This is a genomic window from Leptothermofonsia sp. ETS-13 (assembly GCF_049200465.1).
GTDB lineage: Bacteria > Cyanobacteriota > Cyanobacteriia > Leptolyngbyales > Leptolyngbyaceae > Leptothermofonsia.
The window spans coordinates 5,068,951-5,087,297 of sequence record NZ_CP120836.1 but is presented as its reverse complement, the minus strand read 5'-3'; the positions used below and the strand labels follow the sequence as shown (position 1 = coordinate 5,087,297).

Sequence of the window (18,347 nt, the reverse complement as noted above, 5' to 3'; positions counted from 1 at the left end):
TTAAAGCGAACTCGTCAAACCAAGCTTATAGAGCAAGCAGCAAAACAGGCATACGCCCACAAAAGCCCCTTAGACAGGATAGCAAAACTAAGGACCAATCTGTTAAGCAAGCGCGGTAATTTCTAAGCTTTCGGGCGTTTAGCACCATACTTAGAACGCCCCTGCTTGCGGTCCTTCACTCCAGCGGTATCAAGCGTTCCACGAATAATGTGATAGCGAACACCGGGTAAATCCTTTACCCGACCACCCCGAATCATAACAACGGAGTGCTCCTGTAGATTGTGACCAATACCCGGAATATAAGCCGTAACCTCATAGCCTGATGTCAAACGAACCCTGGCAACCTTGCGCAGAGCTGAGTTTGGCTTCTTAGGAGTTGTGGTGTAAACCCGCGTACAGACGCCACGTCGCTGAGGGCAACTCTTAAGGGCTGGGGATTTGGTTTTCTTCTGGGTTTTTTCGCGTTCGCTGCGGATGAGTTGCTGAATCGTGGGCATGTTACAGAGTAGGTGCGGTTATGTTTACACTAATTTTTCCAAATCTTAATAGTATCGATGTTTATTCACTTCTGTCAAGTATTTGGAGAAAGTTGCAGCAATTCTCATTATAGGAATTCAACTGCTATAGAGTTCACAAATCGTTTGTGAACAAGGGGGCGAAGCAGGGATCAGTTGCCATCAGCATCATCCAGTCGGCAACGTCCCTGTGCTTTGCACTCAAGCCGCTTTTGACGTTCAAAGACGAGGGTTGCCAGGTCAGGCCTGCCGGTGAGTGGGAGTCGCCAGTCTGCCCAGATTTCGTATAGTTTGTCAGCCAGGAAACCAATGACGGGCAATTTTGTCACAGCGTAGATCCAGCCCATTCCAAGGACTTCGTAGACTTGACGAAACACTTCTACGTTTCTGATGACTGTGCCATTGGGAAGTAGGGCGTGGATGCGCCCCATTGCGGTTTCAAAATCAACTCCGCCATTAGTTTCGGGTGTATAGTCATCCTCTGCAATGTCAACGAATGCAACCAGGCCTCGCCCAGCATCCCGTCTTTTCAGAAAGTTGACTTCCCGCACGCACAGAGGACACTGGCCGTCATAGAGCAATTTAATTTTCCAGGAAGGGGCGGTTGATGGAGAAGGGACTCCTCCAGATAGCTGCTCTGACGCGGGTGCTGGTTCGGATGATAGTTGATTCATTGCTGCGCATTGTAAGGGACTCGTGGTCTGTCAAGACTGTTTTGATGGGTTGAAAACCCTCAAAACACCTAAGAGTTAGGTTTTGTAGATTTGAGTTATCTCTCAAATCTATCCTGACAGACTACTAGGGGTTGGGGGTTAGGGGCTGAGATGGGATTTATAGCGGTAGTCATTATGGTTAGGACGGGGTGCAGGGGTGGAACCCCTGGCTGGAGGCGAAGCCCCCACTCCCTCTCTAATTCCAATGTCCTAACGCACCCGTGTAGAGCTATACACATTTGAAAATAGCTGCAAATTTCTGTAGAGGGGGCGATGCCCACCCTACATAGAGGTTTCGGATGGGCACCTGGCTATTTTATGCGGTTTGCCGTTGAAGAAATGGGTAGTCAATCTATCCCTTCGCATCACCGCCATAAAAGGTCGAGCGATCATAGGGATTAAGGGGAGCATTGTGGGCAAATCGTTCTACCAGGTCGGGGTTGGAGATGTGGAGTCTGCCAAAGGCAATCAGATCTGCATCGCTATTTGCGATCGCCCGTTCCCCTGACTCCCGATCGTGCCCTCCAGCAGAAATGAGGGTGCTGTGGTAAACCGAACGGAAATAGCCGGAAGTGAGTTCTGCCTGTTCTTCAGTGGCTTCCGTACAAAGCACGGTACTGCGGTGCTTTATAGTCTGTCTAGCATCCTCTGGCTTCATGCCACAGATTTGGATGGGGAAATGCGTTGTTCCAACAGGGTGTACAACTTTTCAGCGATCGCCCTTTGGGGCACAATCCCAACCACCCGATCCACCACCTGACCAGCCTGGAAGATCAGAATTGTGGGAATTGCTTGAATTCCATAAAGTGAGGCAATTTCGGGGTTCTCATCGACATTTACCTTGCCAACTTTAACCCGTTCTGCAAAGTCGTCTGCCAGAGCTTCGACTGTAGGACCCACAACCCGACAGGGTCCACACCAGGGAGCCCAAAAGTCTACCAGGACGAGACCTGCATGGGTCAGTACTTCGTCCTTAAAGTTCGTGTTCGTCAGTTTTAAGGTGTTGATATTCATGGCAACTCCTGATGGCTCGTCAATCGCTTGAGAATAGTGCGCCATATGCAACCAGCAGCACTGTCACCCATTTGGAGCCAGATGATATTAGCGGCTAAGTACATTAATGGTTAAACAACCATTTAACTATAATGATAGTAAGGACTCTTGAGTTTAGTCAAGTAATTATTTACCTATTTCAGTAAAGGATGGCATGAGATAGTAGTATTCAGTAATTGCGATCGCCTATGACAGACAAACTCTCCCCTTTCTCTCCTTCTGCCACTGTTCCCAACGACACTGAACAGCGGGCGAAGATCTTTGCGGCTCTTTCCGACCCTACCCGTCTGCGAATTGTTGAATTACTTTCTAAGCAAACTGAACTAAGTGGTTCGGAAATTGCGGGACAGCTTGGAATCAGCCTTGCTTTATTCTGCCACCACTCCAAAACCCTGGCAGAAGCAGGGCTATTGTGTGTTCGCAAGGAAGGACAGACGAAGTACAACTCCCTCAACCGCAACTTACTCAACCATTGCTTTGCCAGCTTTATGGAAGGGGGACGTGAATGGATGGGTAGATAAGTTTTGAGTTTTCCCCTCACTTCTCCTAAAGAGTCGTCAGTCCAGGGCGATTGAGAAATTTTTCTGGTAGTTCTTGTCCTCTGCCTTCTGCCGTATTTTGGAATAGACTGGTAAATGCTCCTGCGCCCCAGCCTTGTTGGGGAAACATTCGGTAGCAGGGACGCGTGGTCAGGTGGGATTGGAAAGCGGCCAGGTGGGGAACTTCTACCGCCTGAAATTGAGGAAACCGCTCTAAAAACCATTCAACAACTTGCTCATTTTCTTCTGGAGAATAGGTGCAGGTCATGTATACCAGAAAACCTTGTGGTACAACCAGTTGGGCGGAGTTTGCTAGAATGCGTTTTTGACGATTGGCATTGGTGTTAATGGTGACTGGATGAAAACAACCGGGGGCTTTTCCACCTTTTGCAATCAGGGATTGGCCACTACAGGGAGCATCGACCAGAACAACTTGGGCTGTTTGGGGAATCTCTTCGGCAAGAATTTTGGAGTCGAGGCGGAGGGCGATCGCAGGACTGACCTGGCACCGTTTCAAATTAGCAATTAATGGCGCAGTTCGCTTCCCAATTACCTCATTACTGATTAACAACTTCGGGCGCAACGCAACCCAGGCAAAGATGCTCTTTCCACCAGGGGCAGCGCACATATCAAATACAAGCCCTATCGATTCAGAAATACCGAGCAGTGGAGATGCAGCAAACACCGATGAAAAATCCAGGCAGTAATAGGCACCCTCCTCATGCAAAGGACTCTGTCCTGGCTTTTGCCCAAGCGCTAGTCGGTCAACAAAGTGGGGTTGCCAGGATAGGGGTGGCTCGATTTCAAAGGGGGGGGGGTCTGGTTTTTCGCGACACCAGAGGATACAGGGACTGAAGGATCCAGGTTGTAACAGGCTATCAAGAAATTGTTCGCGTTCCTCTGGTTTCTCAAATAATCGCTGGCTCAGTTTCAATAACAGCTTGGAAGGCTTTTCCATCAAAAGGGATACGAAGTGCATGGTGGTAGCATGTCCAGTCTAATCTAGTGTTGCAAGTCATAAATTTTGCAACATGGGGCAGAACCCCCTTCAAAACTTTTGTTTTGATCTATTAGTCCGTTCTCGGATGAGCAAAGGATCTTGCTTCCAGAAAATCAGGAGTTCAGGTAGTCTATATTCCCCGACAACTCTGAGGCATCCTTTACACTGAAAATAGCAACGCTACTCTTCAGCTATGAAAAAGCTTGCCAAAGTTCATCGTCTATCTCCTGTCTTGCCAAGCTTTTGGGGCATTGAACAATTGCCCGGATTGGATACGCAAGATCAGGCAAAGCTGCTGGAGTGCGGAATTGAAACGACTCAGGATTTGTTGCAAAAAACCAGTACTCCTGCCAGAAAAGAGGCCCTTGCAGCAGAACTCCAGCTCCACCTTCAGCACATACAGAAATGGGCTGCACTCGCTGATTTGGCAAGAATTCCAGCCGTTGGTTGTCAGTATTGTGGCTTATTGCTCCACTCTGGAATTTGTTCACCTGAGCAACTGGCCCAAACACCGCTTCAGACTTTGCATAGACTGATTTTGCGCTTCTATGTGGCAAACCTGCAACGGCAAGATTTGTGTCCGCCCAAAGAACAGCTTGCCCAGTGGATTCAGCAAGCACAGAATTTATAGGGTTTAGAGAATGATCTCGCTTGATAGGACAGGGTTGGGGGTAAAAATCAATGATAGTAACCACGGCTAAATGGAATTTGGACGATTACCACCGTATGGTTGAGGCGGGAATTTTGGACGATCGCCGGGTTGAGCTCTTAAAGGGAGACATTGTTGAAATGGCACCCGAAGGGGAACCTCACGCCTATTCAAGTGACGAAGCGGGTGAGTATTTGTCAAGGCTACTGGGCGATCGCGCCAAAATTCGCCAGGCCAAGCCAGTGACCTTACCAAACAACTCCGAACCAGAACCGGATATTGCGATCGTTCAACGGTTGGGGCGGGAATATCGATCGCACCATCCCTACCCTGAAAACATCTTCTGGTTGATTGAGTACGCTCAATCCAACTTGGATAAGGATCTTGAGGTTAAAGCCAGAATCTATGCAGAAGCAGGAATTCCTGAATATTGGGTCGTTAATTTGAAAGCACTGCAACTGTTTGTCTTTCGAGATCCTCAAAATGGTGAATATGCATCAAAAACTATTCTGACTGAAGGCACCATTCAACCGTTGGCATTTCCAGATATTCTCATCTCTGTTGCTGCAATCCTGAATAGTTAGCGCGATCACTTTCTGGATAATGCTTTCTTTAATGCTGTGTTGTATAACTTTTCATTCGCTTCCGCTGATTGAAACAAATCTACTATTGGAGAGGGATAATCTACTCCAATTTCGACACTGAAGCGTTTTTGTTCTACCGGCAATAGTTTCCAGGGCTCGTGAACTTTCCCAGCAGGCACACCGGCTAACTCTGGCAACCAATGTTTCACGTATTTGCCATCCGGGTCGTAATCCTTCGATTGCTTCAGAATATTGAAAAATCGAAACCCACGAGCATCGTTGCCAACCCCAGCGGTATAGTTCCAGTTGCCGTAATTGCTGCACACGTCATAGTCAATCAACAGCGACTCAAACCATTCTGCCCCCATGCGCCAATCAATACCCAGATTTTTGGTCAAAAAGCTGGCAACGTTTTGTCTGCCCCGGTTAGACATAAACCCCGTTGCGGCCAGTTCTCGCATGTTAGCATCTACTAGAGGAAATCCAGTTTTTCCTGTACGCCAGAGGTCAAACTGTTCCCAATCTTGCTTCCAGGGAATTTCAATCCCTTGCAATCCCTCAGGAAAGAAGATTTTGTTACCATGCTTGGCCGCAATAAAGCGAAAATAATCTCGCCACAGCAACTCAAACATCAACCAGTAGGTGGAGTCATTTTTGATCCGCAAGTTTTCGTACTGCTGCACCTGCTCATAAATGTAGCGGGGAGAAATACAACCCAACGCCAACCAGGGTGAGAATTTTGAAGAATAATCGGCACCCACCATGCCATTCCGAGTTTCTTTATAGACCCGCAAGCCATCCTGTTTCCAGAAATAATGGTCAAGCCGTTTCAGGGCCTCAGTTTCACCACCTTTGAAGGGTAGAACAGAACGGGGATCGAACCTGGGTAATTTCAATCCAAAGTCTGATAGTTGGGGCAATTCCCCAGGTTCAATGATGCCCGGCAGGGGCGGTAATTGGGAGGGAGCCAGCAGCGCGGGTTTGACCGTAGATTCCTTTTCGACTTGCTTACGAAAATGGGTGAAGAGTTCGGGGAGTTGCTGAATTTCAAAGGGTAAATTATCAGGATGGTAGAGGGTATGTCCCCAAAAAGAATGGAGAGTAACACCGAGAGGTTGGAGCGCTGCTTCGAGGGCAGTTTCAACCGCAACCTCTTCGGAAGTGACTTCTGAGGAACAGTAAATGAATGTTATTTCAAACTGCTTAACAAGTTCAGGAATGATGGCTTCTGGTTTGCCGTGACGAATGATCAGCTCATTACCCAGGGAGCGGAGCGATCGCCGCAAATCCGCTACACTTTCCAGCAAAAACTGTGCCCGAAATGCCCCTGTCTTAGGAAATCCAAAGAAAGTTTGTCCAAACTGGCGTGGATCAAAACAATAGAGTGGAATGATTGCTGAGGAAATTTTTATAGCCTGGTGCAACGGCTCGTGATCGTGCAACCGCAGATCATTACGGAACCAGATCAGGGTGCGTGGTTCAGTCATAAGTCAAATGGATTCAAATGGATAGCTATAGCCATCAGGCTTAGGACGGGGTGCAGGGGTGGAACCCCTGGCTGGGGACGAGGCCCACTACACCCCCTTAAAACCAATGTCCTGAGCAACCTAGCGACAGCTATAAACACTGGGGAGGGGGAAGGGGGCAACCCTTTCTTAATAAAGCGTAATATGGTTTTCAGAATTAAGCCGCAATTTCGGAAAACTGAAGTACGATCGCCTTTAGATTGGCAATCTGCACGTCTGGGCTGGAGTGGTGGGAAAGTTCTGCTACTCCAGTTTGCGTTAGATTGATGCCTCCGGGGGAATATGCACAAAACACGACCACGACAGACTTTAATGGCCTTCCAGTCTTTTCTAATGACTCCCCTGGATGGGCTGCTAAGCAATTCGGAAACCAATGCAGAAACGCAAGTGTTGAAATTGTTTCGTCAGGTGACGGCGAGTGTTCCGGCTTATCAGCTTTTTCTCAAGAAACATGGAATCGATCCAGCCTCGATTGAAACATTTGCTGATTTTCAACAAATTCCGCTGACAACGAAACAAAGCTATTTACAGCATTATCCACTGGCGCAACTATGCCGCCACGGACAGTTGGAAACCTGCGATATGGTTGCTGTTTCATCCGGTTCCACAGGGCAACCGACGTTCTGGTTGCGATCGCTGATCGATGAATTTCAAATTGCGACCCGGTTTGAGCAAGTGTTTCACGACAGCTTCTGGGCAGACCAGCGGCGGACGCTGGCAGTTGTATGTTTTGCCCTGGGCACCTGGGTTGGTGGGATGTTTACAGCCAGTTGCTGTCGCCACCTGGCCAGTAAGGGCTATCCGATTACGGTCATCACTCCGGGTAACAACAAGGTTGAGATTTTGCGTGTGGTAAGAGAGCTAGCCCCTTTGTTTGATCAGACGGTGCTATTGGGCTACCCACCGTTCCTTAAGGATGTGATTGATACTGGCATCGCTGAAGGCATTCCCTGGCAGAACTACGGCATAAAGCTGGTCATGGCAGGAGAGGTGTTTAGTGAAGAATGGCGATCGCTCATTGGCTCTCGCATAGGCTCCACCTATCCCTGTCACGACTTTGCATCCCTTTATGGCACCGCAGACGCAGGTGTATTGGGGAATGAAACGCCGCTCAGTATTTGCATTCGTCGCTGGTTAGCAGAAAATCCAGGGGTTGCTCGCGAGTTGTTTGGCGAATCTCGTCTACCAACACTGGTGCAGTACGATCCGGGGTTACGCTTTTTTGAAGTGCAGGAGGGTACCCTGCTGTTTTCCGGCAATAATGGCATTCCCCTGGTGCGCTACCACATCTCAGACCAGGGCGGAATTATTCCGTTTAATAGGATGTTGAAATTCCTGGCCGATCGGGGGTTTGACCCTGTTAAAGCGTTATCCGGGACATTCCCGCAAGTGGAAGGACGGGGAATACGCCCTTTGCCCTTTGTGTATGTGTTTGGGCGATCGCATTTCACCGTTTCCTACTTTGGCGCAAATATTTATCCCGAAAATGTCACAGTGGGATTGGAACAAACGCCAGTTTGTGAATGGGTGACTGGCAAATTCGTGATGCAGGTCGAAGAGGACCCGGATCGTAACGAATTTCTGTCGATTGTTGTGGAGCTGGCACCGGGGATTGAAGGGAATGATGCCAAACGGGGAGCGATCGCCCATTCCATCACCCATCACCTAAAGCGGCTCAACAGCGAGTTTGCCAACTATGTCCCGAAATTCTTTCAAACTCCCCACATCATCCTCAAACCAACTGGCGATCCAGAATATTTTCCTGTCGGAGTGAAGCATCGCTACACAAAACGTCCCTAATTCGTTCTAATTCTCTCTTCCCTCCAATTTCTGCCGAATGACTTCAATCAGGCGATCGCATTCGGATTCCAGGGTGAAGTAGTGAACACAGGCGCGAATGCAATTGGGGTTAAGGATCGTGCGTACCAGAAGATTCTCCTTTTCCAGAGACTGCACCAGTTGAGGATGGGACTGACCTCGCACCTGAAACGATACAAGCCCCGCTTCTGGAGGCTGGGTTCGCAGGCAGGAGACACCGGGGAGTGCAACTAGTTGCTGCCAGAGGTAGTGGCTGAGGGATTGGGTGCGCTGATAGCGGTCCTGGGGGGTGCCTGCCTGGTGGTGAAGGGCGATCGCTTCCCTCAGGCCGGTGAATAGCGGAAATGCAGAGGTTGCCACCTCGTACCGCTGCCCATCTGGTTTCCATCCGGTTGGATGACCGGTGGCGTCGGTGGTAACGCCACGCCATCCGGCAAAGGTAGGGTGGAGGTCATCCCTCGCTTCCGGTCGGACATAGAGCCCTCCCACCCCCTCCGGACCACACCACCACTTGTGCCCGGTAAAGGCGTAAAAATCTGCCTGTAACTCATCCAGCTTGAGAGGTAATACGCCGACGGATTGGGCTGCATCCACCAGAACCCTGACAGGGTAATGTCCTGAGTGGGTATGACAGGCTGCCACAACCTCTGCCAGTGGCAGCACCTGCCCAGTATTCCAGAGGATGTGACTAAGGGCAACCAGGCGGGTATTGGGTTGCAGGTGGCTGGCAATCATCTCAACAGGGTTGCCTCCATTCAGGGTTTTGCTCAGGGGACAGGTAGATACTGCAATTCCAAACCGACGCTGAATTTCCTGCACCGTTGCAATTATGCTGTGATGTTCGCAGTCGGTCAGTAGCAGATGGTCGCCCGCTCGCCAATCCATTCCCCACAGGACGATGTTGCAACCAACCGAGACATTTTCGGTGAGGGTGATGGTTTGCGGAGCGGTGCCCAGTTCGGTCGCGATCGCTCCCCCTCAATTTTTCCATTTCGTCCACAACCCAGGCATAGGCTTTGCCCGAAAACGGTCCCAACTCCTGGATGCGCTGGTAGGCGTACTGGATGGCTGCGATCGCCCCCTGGGACATCGGTCCCTGCCCCCCGTAGTTGAAATATCCCTTGTTCTGCAAAGCTGGAAACTGCTGACGATAATCTTCAAGCACCGCCTGAGAAGGAAAAATGCTGATCATAAGTAGGTAGCCCCAATTAATTGTAAAGGGGGGAGTGGGGGCTGCGCCCCCAGGCAGGGGGTTTCACCCCCTCCACCCCCGAAATTGTCCTTAATTTAATTGCGCCCAGCTACTTAACAGGTTGATTTTTAGCAATTCGTGATTAGCAGTTCCCCCTTACCTGCTAGCATTAAGCTATTGACTGAATTTACAGACGGATGCATCGATTAATGGTGTGTTCTAGAACACTTTAGATTCGCATCTGCTGGTTCATACTTACTGGTTCATCCTTAATAGGGTTTTGTGAATATAGGTCAGGGCTAATTGAATCTCTAAATTAACAATCCTTACTGCAAGTAGCCATTCGCTAGTCGCTTACGCCAACAGACGCATGCTCATTGATGCCGAACTGCTACTGAACTATCAACGCTGTAGCCGACGGGCGTTTCTAGATAAGCACGGCAATTTAGCGCAACGCGACCCACCAAACGATTATTTGCTCAAGATTCTACAAGACAGCCATGCCAATCGGCAGACGATCATGGCGAATCAGGTCTTCCGTCAGCCCAGCTATTCCCATCGAGACTGGCGAGCCGGAGCCTCCGAGACCCTGAAACTAATGCAGCATGGGGTAGATCGGATCTATCAGGGGGTGTTGCTATTTGAAGGAGAAGACGGCGTTACCCTCGTTAGCAATCCTGATTTACTGATCAAACAGCCCGGTCAATCCATCTTTGGCGATTGGCTCTACCTTCCAACGGATATCAAGTTAGGCAAGCGTCCCAAGCTGGAATATCAAATTATTGCGGCTTACCATACTTACGTACTGGCTCAGGTGCAGGGAGCCTGGGTGGAGACGGCATGGCTGCTTCTGCGAGAGCGGGGACATTACGCCGTTGACATGTGGGAAATGCTGCCCAAAATGCAGGAAATTCTAGACGAGTGCGTCTTGACTCTGTCGCAATCCCAGGAACCGGAGGTCTTTATCGCTCGCAACCGATGCAGTCTCTGCCACTGGTTTAATCATTGTTATTCGTTGGCAAAGTCTGACCATCACCTTTCTCTACTTCCCGGTGTCACCCCTGCCCGCTACGCTCAGTTGCAGGCGCTGAACCTGACAACCGTGCGGGACCTGGCAGAAATTCACCCTGCTCAATTGGAACCTCTACCCGGATTTGGCAGAGAAGCCGCCTACCGGCTGGTGCGCCAGGCTCGCTCCACGCTGCAAAATCGGGCCCTGCTGACTGAAGAAAATGTAGACTGGACATCATCAGCTAATACCCGCTCAGCACTGCCTGCCCGCCCACCCCAACGTTTTTTGCCGGATATCGAATTGCCAACGGCTTCGATTGAACTTTATTTCGACATTGAAGCGGAACCTGCTTTGAATCTGGTCTATCTACATGGAGTATTGGTAGTAGATCGCCAGGCTAAAACAGAAACCTTTCACCCCTTTATTGCCGAATCCCCTGAAGAAGAAGCCATCGTTTGGCAACAGTTTCTAGACTTGGTCTGGTCTCACCCAACGGCTCCCATTTATCACTTCTGTCCCTTTGAGGTACAAACGGTTGAGCGCCTGGCAAAACTTTACGGTACGCCTTCCCATCAAATCCAACCTCTGCTGACCCGCTTCGTCGATTTGCACGAGCGGGTCACGCGTTTGGTGACACTTCCGGTTGAAAGTTATGCGCTTAAGCCGATCGCCCGCTGGTTGGGTTTTGAGTGGCGTGACTCAACTGCAAACGGGGCCCAGTCAATTTACTGGTACTCCCAGTGGCAGGTTACGGGCGATCGCACCTATCTCGATGCCATCCTTGCTTATAACGAAGACGATTGCCGCGCAACTTATCGTGTCAAGGACTGGCTGGTGAATTTTTTGCAGAATGTCTACCAGGCAGAGTTGGCTTAGAGCCTTCCAAAAACTATAGCTGTCGCCGGGTTGCTCAGGACATTGCTTTTAAGGGGGTGCGGGGGGTTCGCCCCAGCCAGGGGTTCCACTCCTGTACCCCGTCCTAAGCCTGGTGGCTATAGCTATAGCAACACCTACCTTCCGGCAGCAGGTTTGCCCCCGGTGACTTTCAGGCGTCGAGTGATGAGGGTCATCCCGTCATGCCGAACGAGGACGGCAGAAATCCAGCGGCTTTCTCCATTGAGGGGAGCACGCCCCACCTTGAAAATACCACCCGCATTGAGCAGTTCCAGTTCAGCCGTGGTGGGATTGACAAAGCCATCTGGCTTGATGGGCTCCTCCAGGGCAGCCCCCAACAGCAAATCATTCCCCAAAGGTTCCTGCACGATCGCATCAAAATTAAACGACTGCCCCACCTTCACCTGCTCCGGCAAATTCAGAATCACATTTGGGGGGTTGCTGCCAGAAGTGAGGGCTGTTTTCTCTGCCAGAATCTCTTGCTGAACAATTTTTTGAGCTTCAAAGCGCTGTTGCGATTTCAGCGTGGAATTAATTTTCCATTCGCGATCGCCTACCTTCTGGGTACCAGTAATTTGGGTGGTTGTTTCTGCCACAACACCCTTTCCATCTGTTGTCCAGGAAGTAATTTGGGTCTGGTAGCGCAAATCTGGGTAACGCTTCCATAACTGGGTCAGAGCCCGTTCCAGCGTTTGACGGGTCAGGCCATCAGAATGGGTAAAGTTTGGGCTGTAGTATTGCAAAACCGCCTGAACGTCGTGCTTGTTCGCTGCGGCATCAATTTGAGTGACCAGATTACTCAGTTCGGCGGGTGCTGACTGAGGCGTCTGCGCCCTGACATTGCTAGCCTGGAAAGCGCTGCCCAGGGAAACAATCACTCCCACTGCACCCCAAAACATCTTCCATTGCCGCCCCCGTGCCCAGTCTGGGAGAACTGCTTGCCAAAGAGGTTGGTGGGTTAGAGGTTTGTGCATAGTACTGGCAATGTAAACAATGTAAAGAACAGAAGGAAGCATTCAGAATGCGGTTTGCAATCTATCATCTATAGGTTAGCCTGACAATTCATGTTGGGTCACTGCAAGAGAATTAAGACAACCTGTGAATGAGTGACCTGATTTTACTCTGAACCGATAGCCTGGAGTCGCCCCCGTGACACCCATTCGATTATTGATTGCCGCCAGCGGAACAGGAGGGCACGTGTTTCCTGCGATCGCCCTCGCTGAGCAATTGCCCAACTTTGAGATTGAATGGTTGGGCGTACCTGATCGCCTAGAAACTCAACTGGTTCCTTCCCAGTATCCCCTCCACACTGTCGGCGTAGAAGGTTTTCAGAAGCGAGGGCTGGCAGCCGTCAAGGTTTTGCTGAAACTCGTTGGCTCCATCTGGCGGGTGCGGCAATTACTTCAGCAGGGAAAATTTCATGGGGTGTTCACCACTGGCGGATACATCGCTGCACCGGCTGTGATTGCAGCCCGTTCCCTGGGTTTGCCCGTGATTCTGCATGAATCCAATGCCCTGCCGGGGAAGGTTACTCGCCTGCTGGGTCCCTGGTGCAGCACCGTTGCGCTTGGGTTTGAAGCCGCCGCCGCCTATCTGCCCCGTGCTAAAACGGTTGTCGTTGGCACCCCTGTCCGGAACCAGTTTCTAACCGATACCAGCCTCGACCTGCCTGATTTGCCGATTCCAGTCGATGTTCCTTTGCTGGTGGTGGTGGGTGGTAGTCAGGGAGCGGTGGCGGTTAACAAATTGGTACGAACCTGTGCCCCTGCCTGGTTAGACGCAGGCATTTGGATTGTTCATCAAACGGGAGAGAATGATGCGGAGGTCGGTAGCCTCCAGCATTCCCACTACTTTCCACTACCGTTTTACAGCCACATGGCAGGGTTATTTCGCCGTGCCGATTTAGTTATTAGCCGTGCCGGGGCCGGAACTTTGACCGAACTGGCGATCGCTCACACCCCCTCTATCCTCATTCCCTACCCCTTCGCCGCTGAGGATCACCAGACCTACAATGCAAAGGTGTTTGCCGAAGCCGGTGCTGCCCTGCTGTTTCAGCAATCAGACCTAACTCCAGAGGCGCTAAAAAAACGAAGTTCTACGTCTACTCAAAGATCCCATGCCAGATTCCAGCGGTAAAACACCCTTAAAAGCAATGGCAGAACAGGCCAGTAGCCTGGCAGTACCAGATAGCGCTCGCCAATTAGCAACGTTAATAAATCAAATATTGACCCGTTGATTGGGCGAAAGAATTATTGAGAACAGTAGTAGGCATAGGGGGGAGGGGGTGATGAGGTGATATAGCGGTAGTCATTGTGGTTAGGACGGGGTGCAGGGGTTCCACCCCTGGCTGGGGGCGAAGCCCCCACTCCCTTTCTAATTCCAATGTCCTAACGCACCTGCGTAGAACTATAAGTTTTGAGTTCTGAGTTTCCCATACCTGTTCCCTACTCCCCAGATCCCAGTCCCTAACTCTTCCTCACTCCTGGCTTCTTACTCCTAGTCCCCAACCTCTATCACTTGGCCGCCGTGGCTGCGCGGATCAGAGCTTCCCCTGAGAGGTGACTGGGGCAGAAAATGCAGAGGTCTGTCCGGTTGTTTGAGCGTAGGGAAGAGGTTCTTTGGCTGCCAGTGCTACCAGGTTGGCTTCCATGATGGAACGGGGTTGTTCACCAATTGCCTGAGCGACCGCTTGCCCATCCTGGCTCAGGAACACAAAATGGGGGATGCCGTCCACTCGATAGGACAGGATTTCGGGTAACCACTTGCTGTTATCCACACTCAGCATGACGAAATTGATGCGATCGCCATACTGTTCCTTCAACGCTTCTATATCCGGTGCCATCGCCTGACAACTGGTACACCAGTTGGCATAAAACTCCATGAGTGTGGGTTTACCATTTGTTAACGCCACCTCCAGGGGCACGGAATCTTCCGCGATCGCCGTCAACGTTGCAGGTCCACTCTCTGTCCGCAATCCTAAAAATACAGACACACTGAGAACTACGGCTACCAGTACAATCAGTAAATTTCTGACCCTGGTTGCGAGCTGAGAAGATGGGGCAGTCTCAGTTGAGGCAGATGGGGAGTTGGGTAATCGTTCGGTCATCTTTGAATGCTTTCTTCACAAGCCGTTACACCACCTTCAGTTTACCGAAACTCCCCCTCATATTTGAGAAATACAATAATACCCCTCCCTTACCCTGGTTCCTGCTGCCTGCGCTTCCGTAAAGCTCCTAAACCCAGGCCAATCAGACCGGGCAACAAAGCTGGTGTTGGGATAGCCGCACCATACTGCTAAATGGCCCACTTCCCAGTCCGTATCAGGAATGTCATTGAAGGATCGAGAAGCGATCGCCCCTTATTTCCGCACTCAGGACAATGAGCCAATGCTATCTTGGTCTTCGCCAGAAGAGAAAACAAATTAGTTTCCTAGAGCTGAATCCGATAAATTCTACATATTCTTACTCAAATAACAACGGCTCCTCAGTATGTTTTCTGAAAAAGCTTTGGATATTGGGCGAATTCAAAAATTCAGTAAAATATAGTGAAATTATCCGGCTTGCATCATTGATCGAAAGAAGAAATAATACTTAGCCTGAGATAACGTTTTGAGAAAATCCACAAATCATAAATAGGTAGTCATTATTAATCGGTAGGCATTGTTGAAATTGAGTATGAAATAGGTGCTGTATGCTCGAAATTTCGTTTCGATTTATGCTGCTTTTCAGCAACGCCAATTGGTAAAGGGGGGAATGGGATCTACGCCCCCAGGCAAGGGGGTTTACCCCCTCCACCCTCAAAATTATTCTGAATTCAATTGCGCCTAGCTACTTACCAAGTGAATTAGATTCCGCTCAACTCCCTACTTGTCTTTTGCAAAGGGCGCTAAGGAAGGCTATAAACCTCTAAGTCTTAAGGATCTCGTTTAGAATCGAGTTGCGATTCTTTCTGAAGGTACTGTGAAAAAGCGAGTCACGCTCACTTTTCCTAAGAGATCTGTGCAAATGCCAGTCACCTACCGATTGGCAAAAGACTTTAATGTTGCGGCAAACATCATTCGGGCTCAGGTTGCCCCTAACCAGATCGGCAAACTGGTACTGGAGCTTTCCGGTGATATTGACCAATTAGATGCCGCAATTGACTGGATGCGTTCTCAGGATATTGGGGTCTCCTTTTCTAATCGGGAAATTCTGATTGATGAAGAAACTTGTGTTCACTGCGGTTTGTGTACTGGTGTGTGTCCTACGGAAGCACTAAGCCTCGATCCCCAGTCCTTTAAGCTGGTGTTTACGCGATCGCGCTGCATCGTTTGTGAACAGTGCATTCCTACCTGCCCAGTTCAGGCAATCTCGACCAATCTTTAGAAGTCAGGAGTCAGAAGCCAGAAGGGGTAGGTGGAGGAGTGGATGGGTAGAGCTATGGGTTTGTCAATTTTTTGTGGTAATCCTGGAAAGGGGGTCAAGGAATCAGGGTTTCAAGCGGCCTCAAATTGTTAATGATTTTTCTATCAATGCTCCTGGAACGATTGGGAACACTAGGATTAAGAGCAGATTTTGCAGTTGCCTCTGCTTGTTGTTCTTGTTTCCCTGCGGCGGATATCTGCCATGTCTATTCAAAAAGTTCCCCTCGAAAGTATCCATAAGATCCGCCAGCATATTAAGAGCGTCTTGGCGTTGCCAGAGTCAGAGAATCATCCCCGCTCCTGGTCTTCCTATGATGAGGTGGATGAACTGCCTGAACCCGACTCTCTTAGCGACTTGGGAGAACTGTTTAACTTTGGCGGAGTAGTTGAGGAAGCCGTCTACGCTCCCAATACGAAAGGACAGTGGTTTATTAGTTCTGCTAATCCTGGAGATGCATTGTTGAAACTGCCGGGGCTGCGATTGAAACCCGATCTGCGATTGGTTTGCTTCCTGCATCGGACTGTCGATGATGGCATTGGAGTAACCTGGGCTGTGCCGGAGGCCCTCAGCACAACGGCTCAGCTAGAAAAAGCACTTATCAGTTGTCGCGATCGCGCCCATGTGCCTAAGCCTGAAGGGGCATTAGCAGACGTGATGGAGGCTATTGAGGGCGATCGCTCCCCTGCCACCTACATTGTGGCCTCCATTCTGCGGCGAGAGCTAAAAGAACTGGGAGCATTGGGCAAGTCTTGTAACTGGACGCACCATCGCCTAATCAACGTGCCGCCTGGTCAGGCAAACTGGCACTGGAAAGTTGAACAACCGAAAGATTTATCACCCAAAGTGCGCGTATTTCCCGATGGAAAGACGGCTATTGAGTTCTTCACCTGCCGTATCGTAGCTCCGGTTGCAATTTTTCAACACATTGATCAGTATCCTGACGGACATTACAGAGCGGCCTGTTTAGATCGGCCTGTGGCGATCGCTCAGAAAGCTTGAACAACGAAAAGCTTGAACAATGAAATTTTGAGATTATATAAGATTATAGCTGTCGCCAGGTTGCTTAGGAATGAGAGTTAAATAACTCCGAAAACCTCACCCCGCCTTTGGCATCCCTCTCCGACTCGGAGAGGGAAAGGGGGAGAGGTTAATTCACTCAAAGAATGCGGTGTGATTAAATCCATGATCCCTACGATATTGGATTTAGGAGGGAGAGCAAAGCTCCCAGCCAGGGTTTCTACCCCTGCACCCTGGCCTAAACCTAGTGGCTATAGCTATACCTGGAAATTAGGGTGAGGTTCGGAATAATCAGCCGCCTTTGCAACGTCCCCCAAGGCATAGTAAGCCACTTTGAGACTGCCTAAGACCTGCTCTTCTACACGATGGTCTTGCATCAGACGGGCGATCGCCAGGCGTTGCTCGTAATAATCAATTGCTTTCAGATATTCGCCGAGGGCATCATAGGCTACACCAATGCTTCCTAAGGCCTGCTCCTCACTTCGTCGGTCTTGAATCTCACGGGCTACGGTTAGCCATTGGTGACTGTAATCGATTGCCTGCTGATAGTTTCCCAGAGCGTAGCAGACATTACTGAGATTGCGTAAGATTTTACCTTCTGTGCGGCGATCTCGAATTTCCCGTGCCAGAACTAGCCGCTGCTGGTAGTAGTTGATTGCCTGCTGGTAGTCCCCCAGGGCGTAACAGGCATTGCCCAGGTTTTTAAGAATCTGGTCTTCAACCTGATCATCTCCCAGTTCTCGAACAATCTCAAGGCTTTGCTGTTCATAACCAATAGCCGTTTCATAGTCACCCAGAGCTTTATAGGCTAAACCGAGATTGTTCAGGGCTGCCATTTCACCCCGGCGGTCTTGAATTTCCTGGGCGATCGCAAGGCTCTGCTTCTGATACTCAATTGCCTTAGTCTGATCTTTCAAATGGCGGTAAGCATTACCCAGAGTACTTAATATTTTGATGATGCTGCGTCGATCTTGAAGCCTTTGGGCAAATTCCAAGCCTCTCAAAGAATATTCAATTGCTTGGGTGTAGTGTCTTAGGTTGTAGTAAGTCAAGCCTAGGTTGCTGAGAGCTTTTCCTTGCCCCTGTTCATTTCCAATCTCCCGGTAGGCGATGTAGCCTTCTTTTAGAAGCCGAATTGCCATTTCAAACTGGCCAGCCTGGTGGCACTCTAGCCCCTGTTTCAGCAGACTATCTGCCAGGCATTGCGTTGCCTCTAAATCTGAGCTTGCCAGTCCGGAGCCTGTTTGACCTGGTGCTTCACTGTCTGCTGAATTGTCAGATGGAAAGAGAGTTTCGCGAGGAGGTACGGATGCTGGGGAGGTTTCTTCGAAATCGCCCTGCAATGACTCATTAATAGGGTATTTAGACCAGCTATCCATTGTTTACGCCTCACTGGATGATTTGGCTCAACCCGGTTGGCATCTGCATCCCT

20 protein-coding genes are annotated in these 18,347 nt (G+C 49.9%); 8 read left to right on the top strand and 12 right to left on the bottom strand.

Annotation, left to right across the window (positions count from 1 at the left end; translation table 11 throughout):
• Positions 1-122 precede the first annotated feature (122 nt).
• From rpsL to trxA, 4 genes are all read right to left on the bottom strand, one after another.
• The gene (gene rpsL, locus P4D80_RS23140) at positions 123-497 is read right to left on the bottom strand and encodes a 30S ribosomal protein S12 (protein WP_421656413.1); all 375 of its coding nucleotides are present in this window, start codon (positions 495-497) and stop codon (positions 123-125) included.
• 170 nt (positions 498-667) lie between these two features.
• Positions 668-1,189: a thiol-disulfide oxidoreductase DCC family protein gene (locus tag P4D80_RS23135; RefSeq protein WP_421656412.1), complete on the bottom strand. Its 522-nt coding sequence runs from the start codon at positions 1,187-1,189 to the stop codon at positions 668-670.
• A 391-nt stretch (positions 1,190-1,580) separates the two neighbouring features.
• A complete protein-coding gene (locus P4D80_RS23130; protein WP_421656411.1) occupies positions 1,581-1,886 on the bottom strand; it encodes a hypothetical protein in 306 nt (101 codons plus the stop codon).
• Positions 1,883-2,242, bottom strand: coding sequence for a thioredoxin (gene trxA, locus P4D80_RS23125; RefSeq protein WP_421659592.1), 360 nt, complete (start codon positions 2,240-2,242; stop codon positions 1,883-1,885). The genes P4D80_RS23130 and trxA overlap by 4 nt, the downstream gene beginning before the upstream one ends.
• 227 nt (positions 2,243-2,469) lie before the next feature.
• Between trxA and P4D80_RS23120 the strand changes: the two genes are divergently transcribed.
• Positions 2,470-2,802, top strand: a complete 333-nt coding sequence (locus P4D80_RS23120; RefSeq protein WP_421656410.1) for an ArsR/SmtB family transcription factor — start codon at positions 2,470-2,472, stop codon at positions 2,800-2,802.
• A 25-nt stretch (positions 2,803-2,827) separates the two neighbouring features.
• On the opposite strand, the gene P4D80_RS23115 is transcribed toward P4D80_RS23120, so the two are convergent.
• A complete protein-coding gene (locus P4D80_RS23115; RefSeq protein WP_421656409.1) occupies positions 2,828-3,799 on the bottom strand; it encodes an RsmB/NOP family class I SAM-dependent RNA methyltransferase in 972 nt (323 codons plus the stop codon).
• 214 nt (positions 3,800-4,013) lie between these two features.
• Between P4D80_RS23115 and P4D80_RS23110 the strand changes: the two genes are divergently transcribed.
• Positions 4,014-4,451 carry a DUF4332 domain-containing protein gene (locus tag P4D80_RS23110; RefSeq protein ID WP_421656408.1) on the top strand — a complete coding sequence of 146 codons (438 nt, stop codon included), beginning with the start codon at positions 4,014-4,016 and terminating at the stop codon, positions 4,449-4,451.
• Positions 4,452-4,501: 50 nt separating this feature from the next.
• Positions 4,502-5,053, top strand: coding sequence for a Uma2 family endonuclease (locus P4D80_RS23105; RefSeq protein WP_421656407.1), 552 nt, complete (start codon positions 4,502-4,504; stop codon positions 5,051-5,053).
• A gap of 5 nt (positions 5,054-5,058) precedes the next feature.
• On the opposite strand, the gene P4D80_RS23100 is transcribed toward P4D80_RS23105, so the two are convergent.
• Together P4D80_RS23100 and P4D80_RS23095 are read right to left on the bottom strand one after the other, a co-directional pair.
• Complete coding sequence (locus P4D80_RS23100; RefSeq protein ID WP_421656406.1) at positions 5,059-6,540, bottom strand: DASH family cryptochrome; 1,482 nt, start codon at positions 6,538-6,540, stop codon at positions 5,059-5,061.
• Positions 6,541-6,736: 196 nt separating this feature from the next.
• On the bottom strand, positions 6,737-6,874 hold the full coding sequence (locus P4D80_RS23095) for a hypothetical protein (RefSeq protein WP_421656405.1): 138 nt from the start codon (positions 6,872-6,874) through the stop codon (positions 6,737-6,739).
• A 17-nt stretch (positions 6,875-6,891) separates the two neighbouring features.
• On the opposite strand from P4D80_RS23095, the gene P4D80_RS23090 reads away from it, so the two are divergent.
• Positions 6,892-8,379, top strand: coding sequence for a phenylacetate--CoA ligase family protein (locus P4D80_RS23090; protein ID WP_421656404.1), 1,488 nt, complete (start codon positions 6,892-6,894; stop codon positions 8,377-8,379).
• 6 nt (positions 8,380-8,385) lie between these two features.
• On the opposite strand, the gene P4D80_RS23085 is transcribed toward P4D80_RS23090, so the two are convergent.
• Entirely contained in the window at positions 8,386-9,291 is a 906-nt protein-coding gene (locus tag P4D80_RS23085; RefSeq protein ID WP_421659591.1) for an aminotransferase class V-fold PLP-dependent enzyme, read from the bottom strand.
• A 668-nt stretch (positions 9,292-9,959) separates the two neighbouring features.
• Here P4D80_RS23085 and P4D80_RS23080 point away from each other — a divergent pair.
• Positions 9,960-11,477 (top strand): TM0106 family RecB-like putative nuclease, encoded by a 1,518-nt coding sequence (locus P4D80_RS23080; protein ID WP_421656403.1) that lies wholly within the window; start codon positions 9,960-9,962, stop codon positions 11,475-11,477.
• A gap of 134 nt (positions 11,478-11,611) precedes the next feature.
• On the opposite strand, the gene P4D80_RS23075 is transcribed toward P4D80_RS23080, so the two are convergent.
• A complete protein-coding gene (locus P4D80_RS23075; protein WP_421656402.1) occupies positions 11,612-12,511 on the bottom strand; it encodes a nuclear transport factor 2 family protein in 900 nt (299 codons plus the stop codon).
• A 133-nt stretch (positions 12,512-12,644) separates the two neighbouring features.
• On the opposite strand from P4D80_RS23075, the gene murG reads away from it, so the two are divergent.
• Positions 12,645-13,631, top strand: a complete 987-nt coding sequence (gene murG / locus P4D80_RS23070) for an undecaprenyldiphospho-muramoylpentapeptide beta-N-acetylglucosaminyltransferase (protein ID WP_421656401.1) — start codon at positions 12,645-12,647, stop codon at positions 13,629-13,631.
• Positions 13,632-14,034: 403 nt separating this feature from the next.
• Here murG and P4D80_RS23065 read toward each other — a convergent pair whose 3' ends face one another.
• Entirely contained in the window at positions 14,035-14,601 is a 567-nt protein-coding gene (locus P4D80_RS23065) for a thioredoxin family protein (RefSeq protein ID WP_421656400.1), read from the bottom strand.
• Between the two features lie 89 nt (positions 14,602-14,690).
• The gene (locus P4D80_RS23060) at positions 14,691-14,774 is read right to left on the bottom strand and encodes a PTPA-CTERM sorting domain-containing protein (RefSeq protein ID WP_421659590.1); all 84 of its coding nucleotides are present in this window, start codon (positions 14,772-14,774) and stop codon (positions 14,691-14,693) included.
• Between the two features lie 680 nt (positions 14,775-15,454).
• Here P4D80_RS23060 and P4D80_RS23055 point away from each other — a divergent pair.
• Positions 15,455-15,859 (top strand): NIL domain-containing protein, encoded by a 405-nt coding sequence (locus P4D80_RS23055; RefSeq protein WP_421656399.1) that lies wholly within the window; start codon positions 15,455-15,457, stop codon positions 15,857-15,859.
• A gap of 240 nt (positions 15,860-16,099) precedes the next feature.
• The gene (locus P4D80_RS23050) at positions 16,100-16,897 is read left to right on the top strand and encodes a hypothetical protein (RefSeq protein WP_421656398.1); all 798 of its coding nucleotides are present in this window, start codon (positions 16,100-16,102) and stop codon (positions 16,895-16,897) included.
• A 275-nt stretch (positions 16,898-17,172) separates the two neighbouring features.
• Here P4D80_RS23050 and P4D80_RS23045 read toward each other — a convergent pair whose 3' ends face one another.
• Positions 17,173-18,294, bottom strand: coding sequence for a tetratricopeptide repeat protein (locus tag P4D80_RS23045; RefSeq protein ID WP_421656397.1), 1,122 nt, complete (start codon positions 18,292-18,294; stop codon positions 17,173-17,175).
• Between the last annotated feature and the right edge of the window lie 53 nt (positions 18,295-18,347).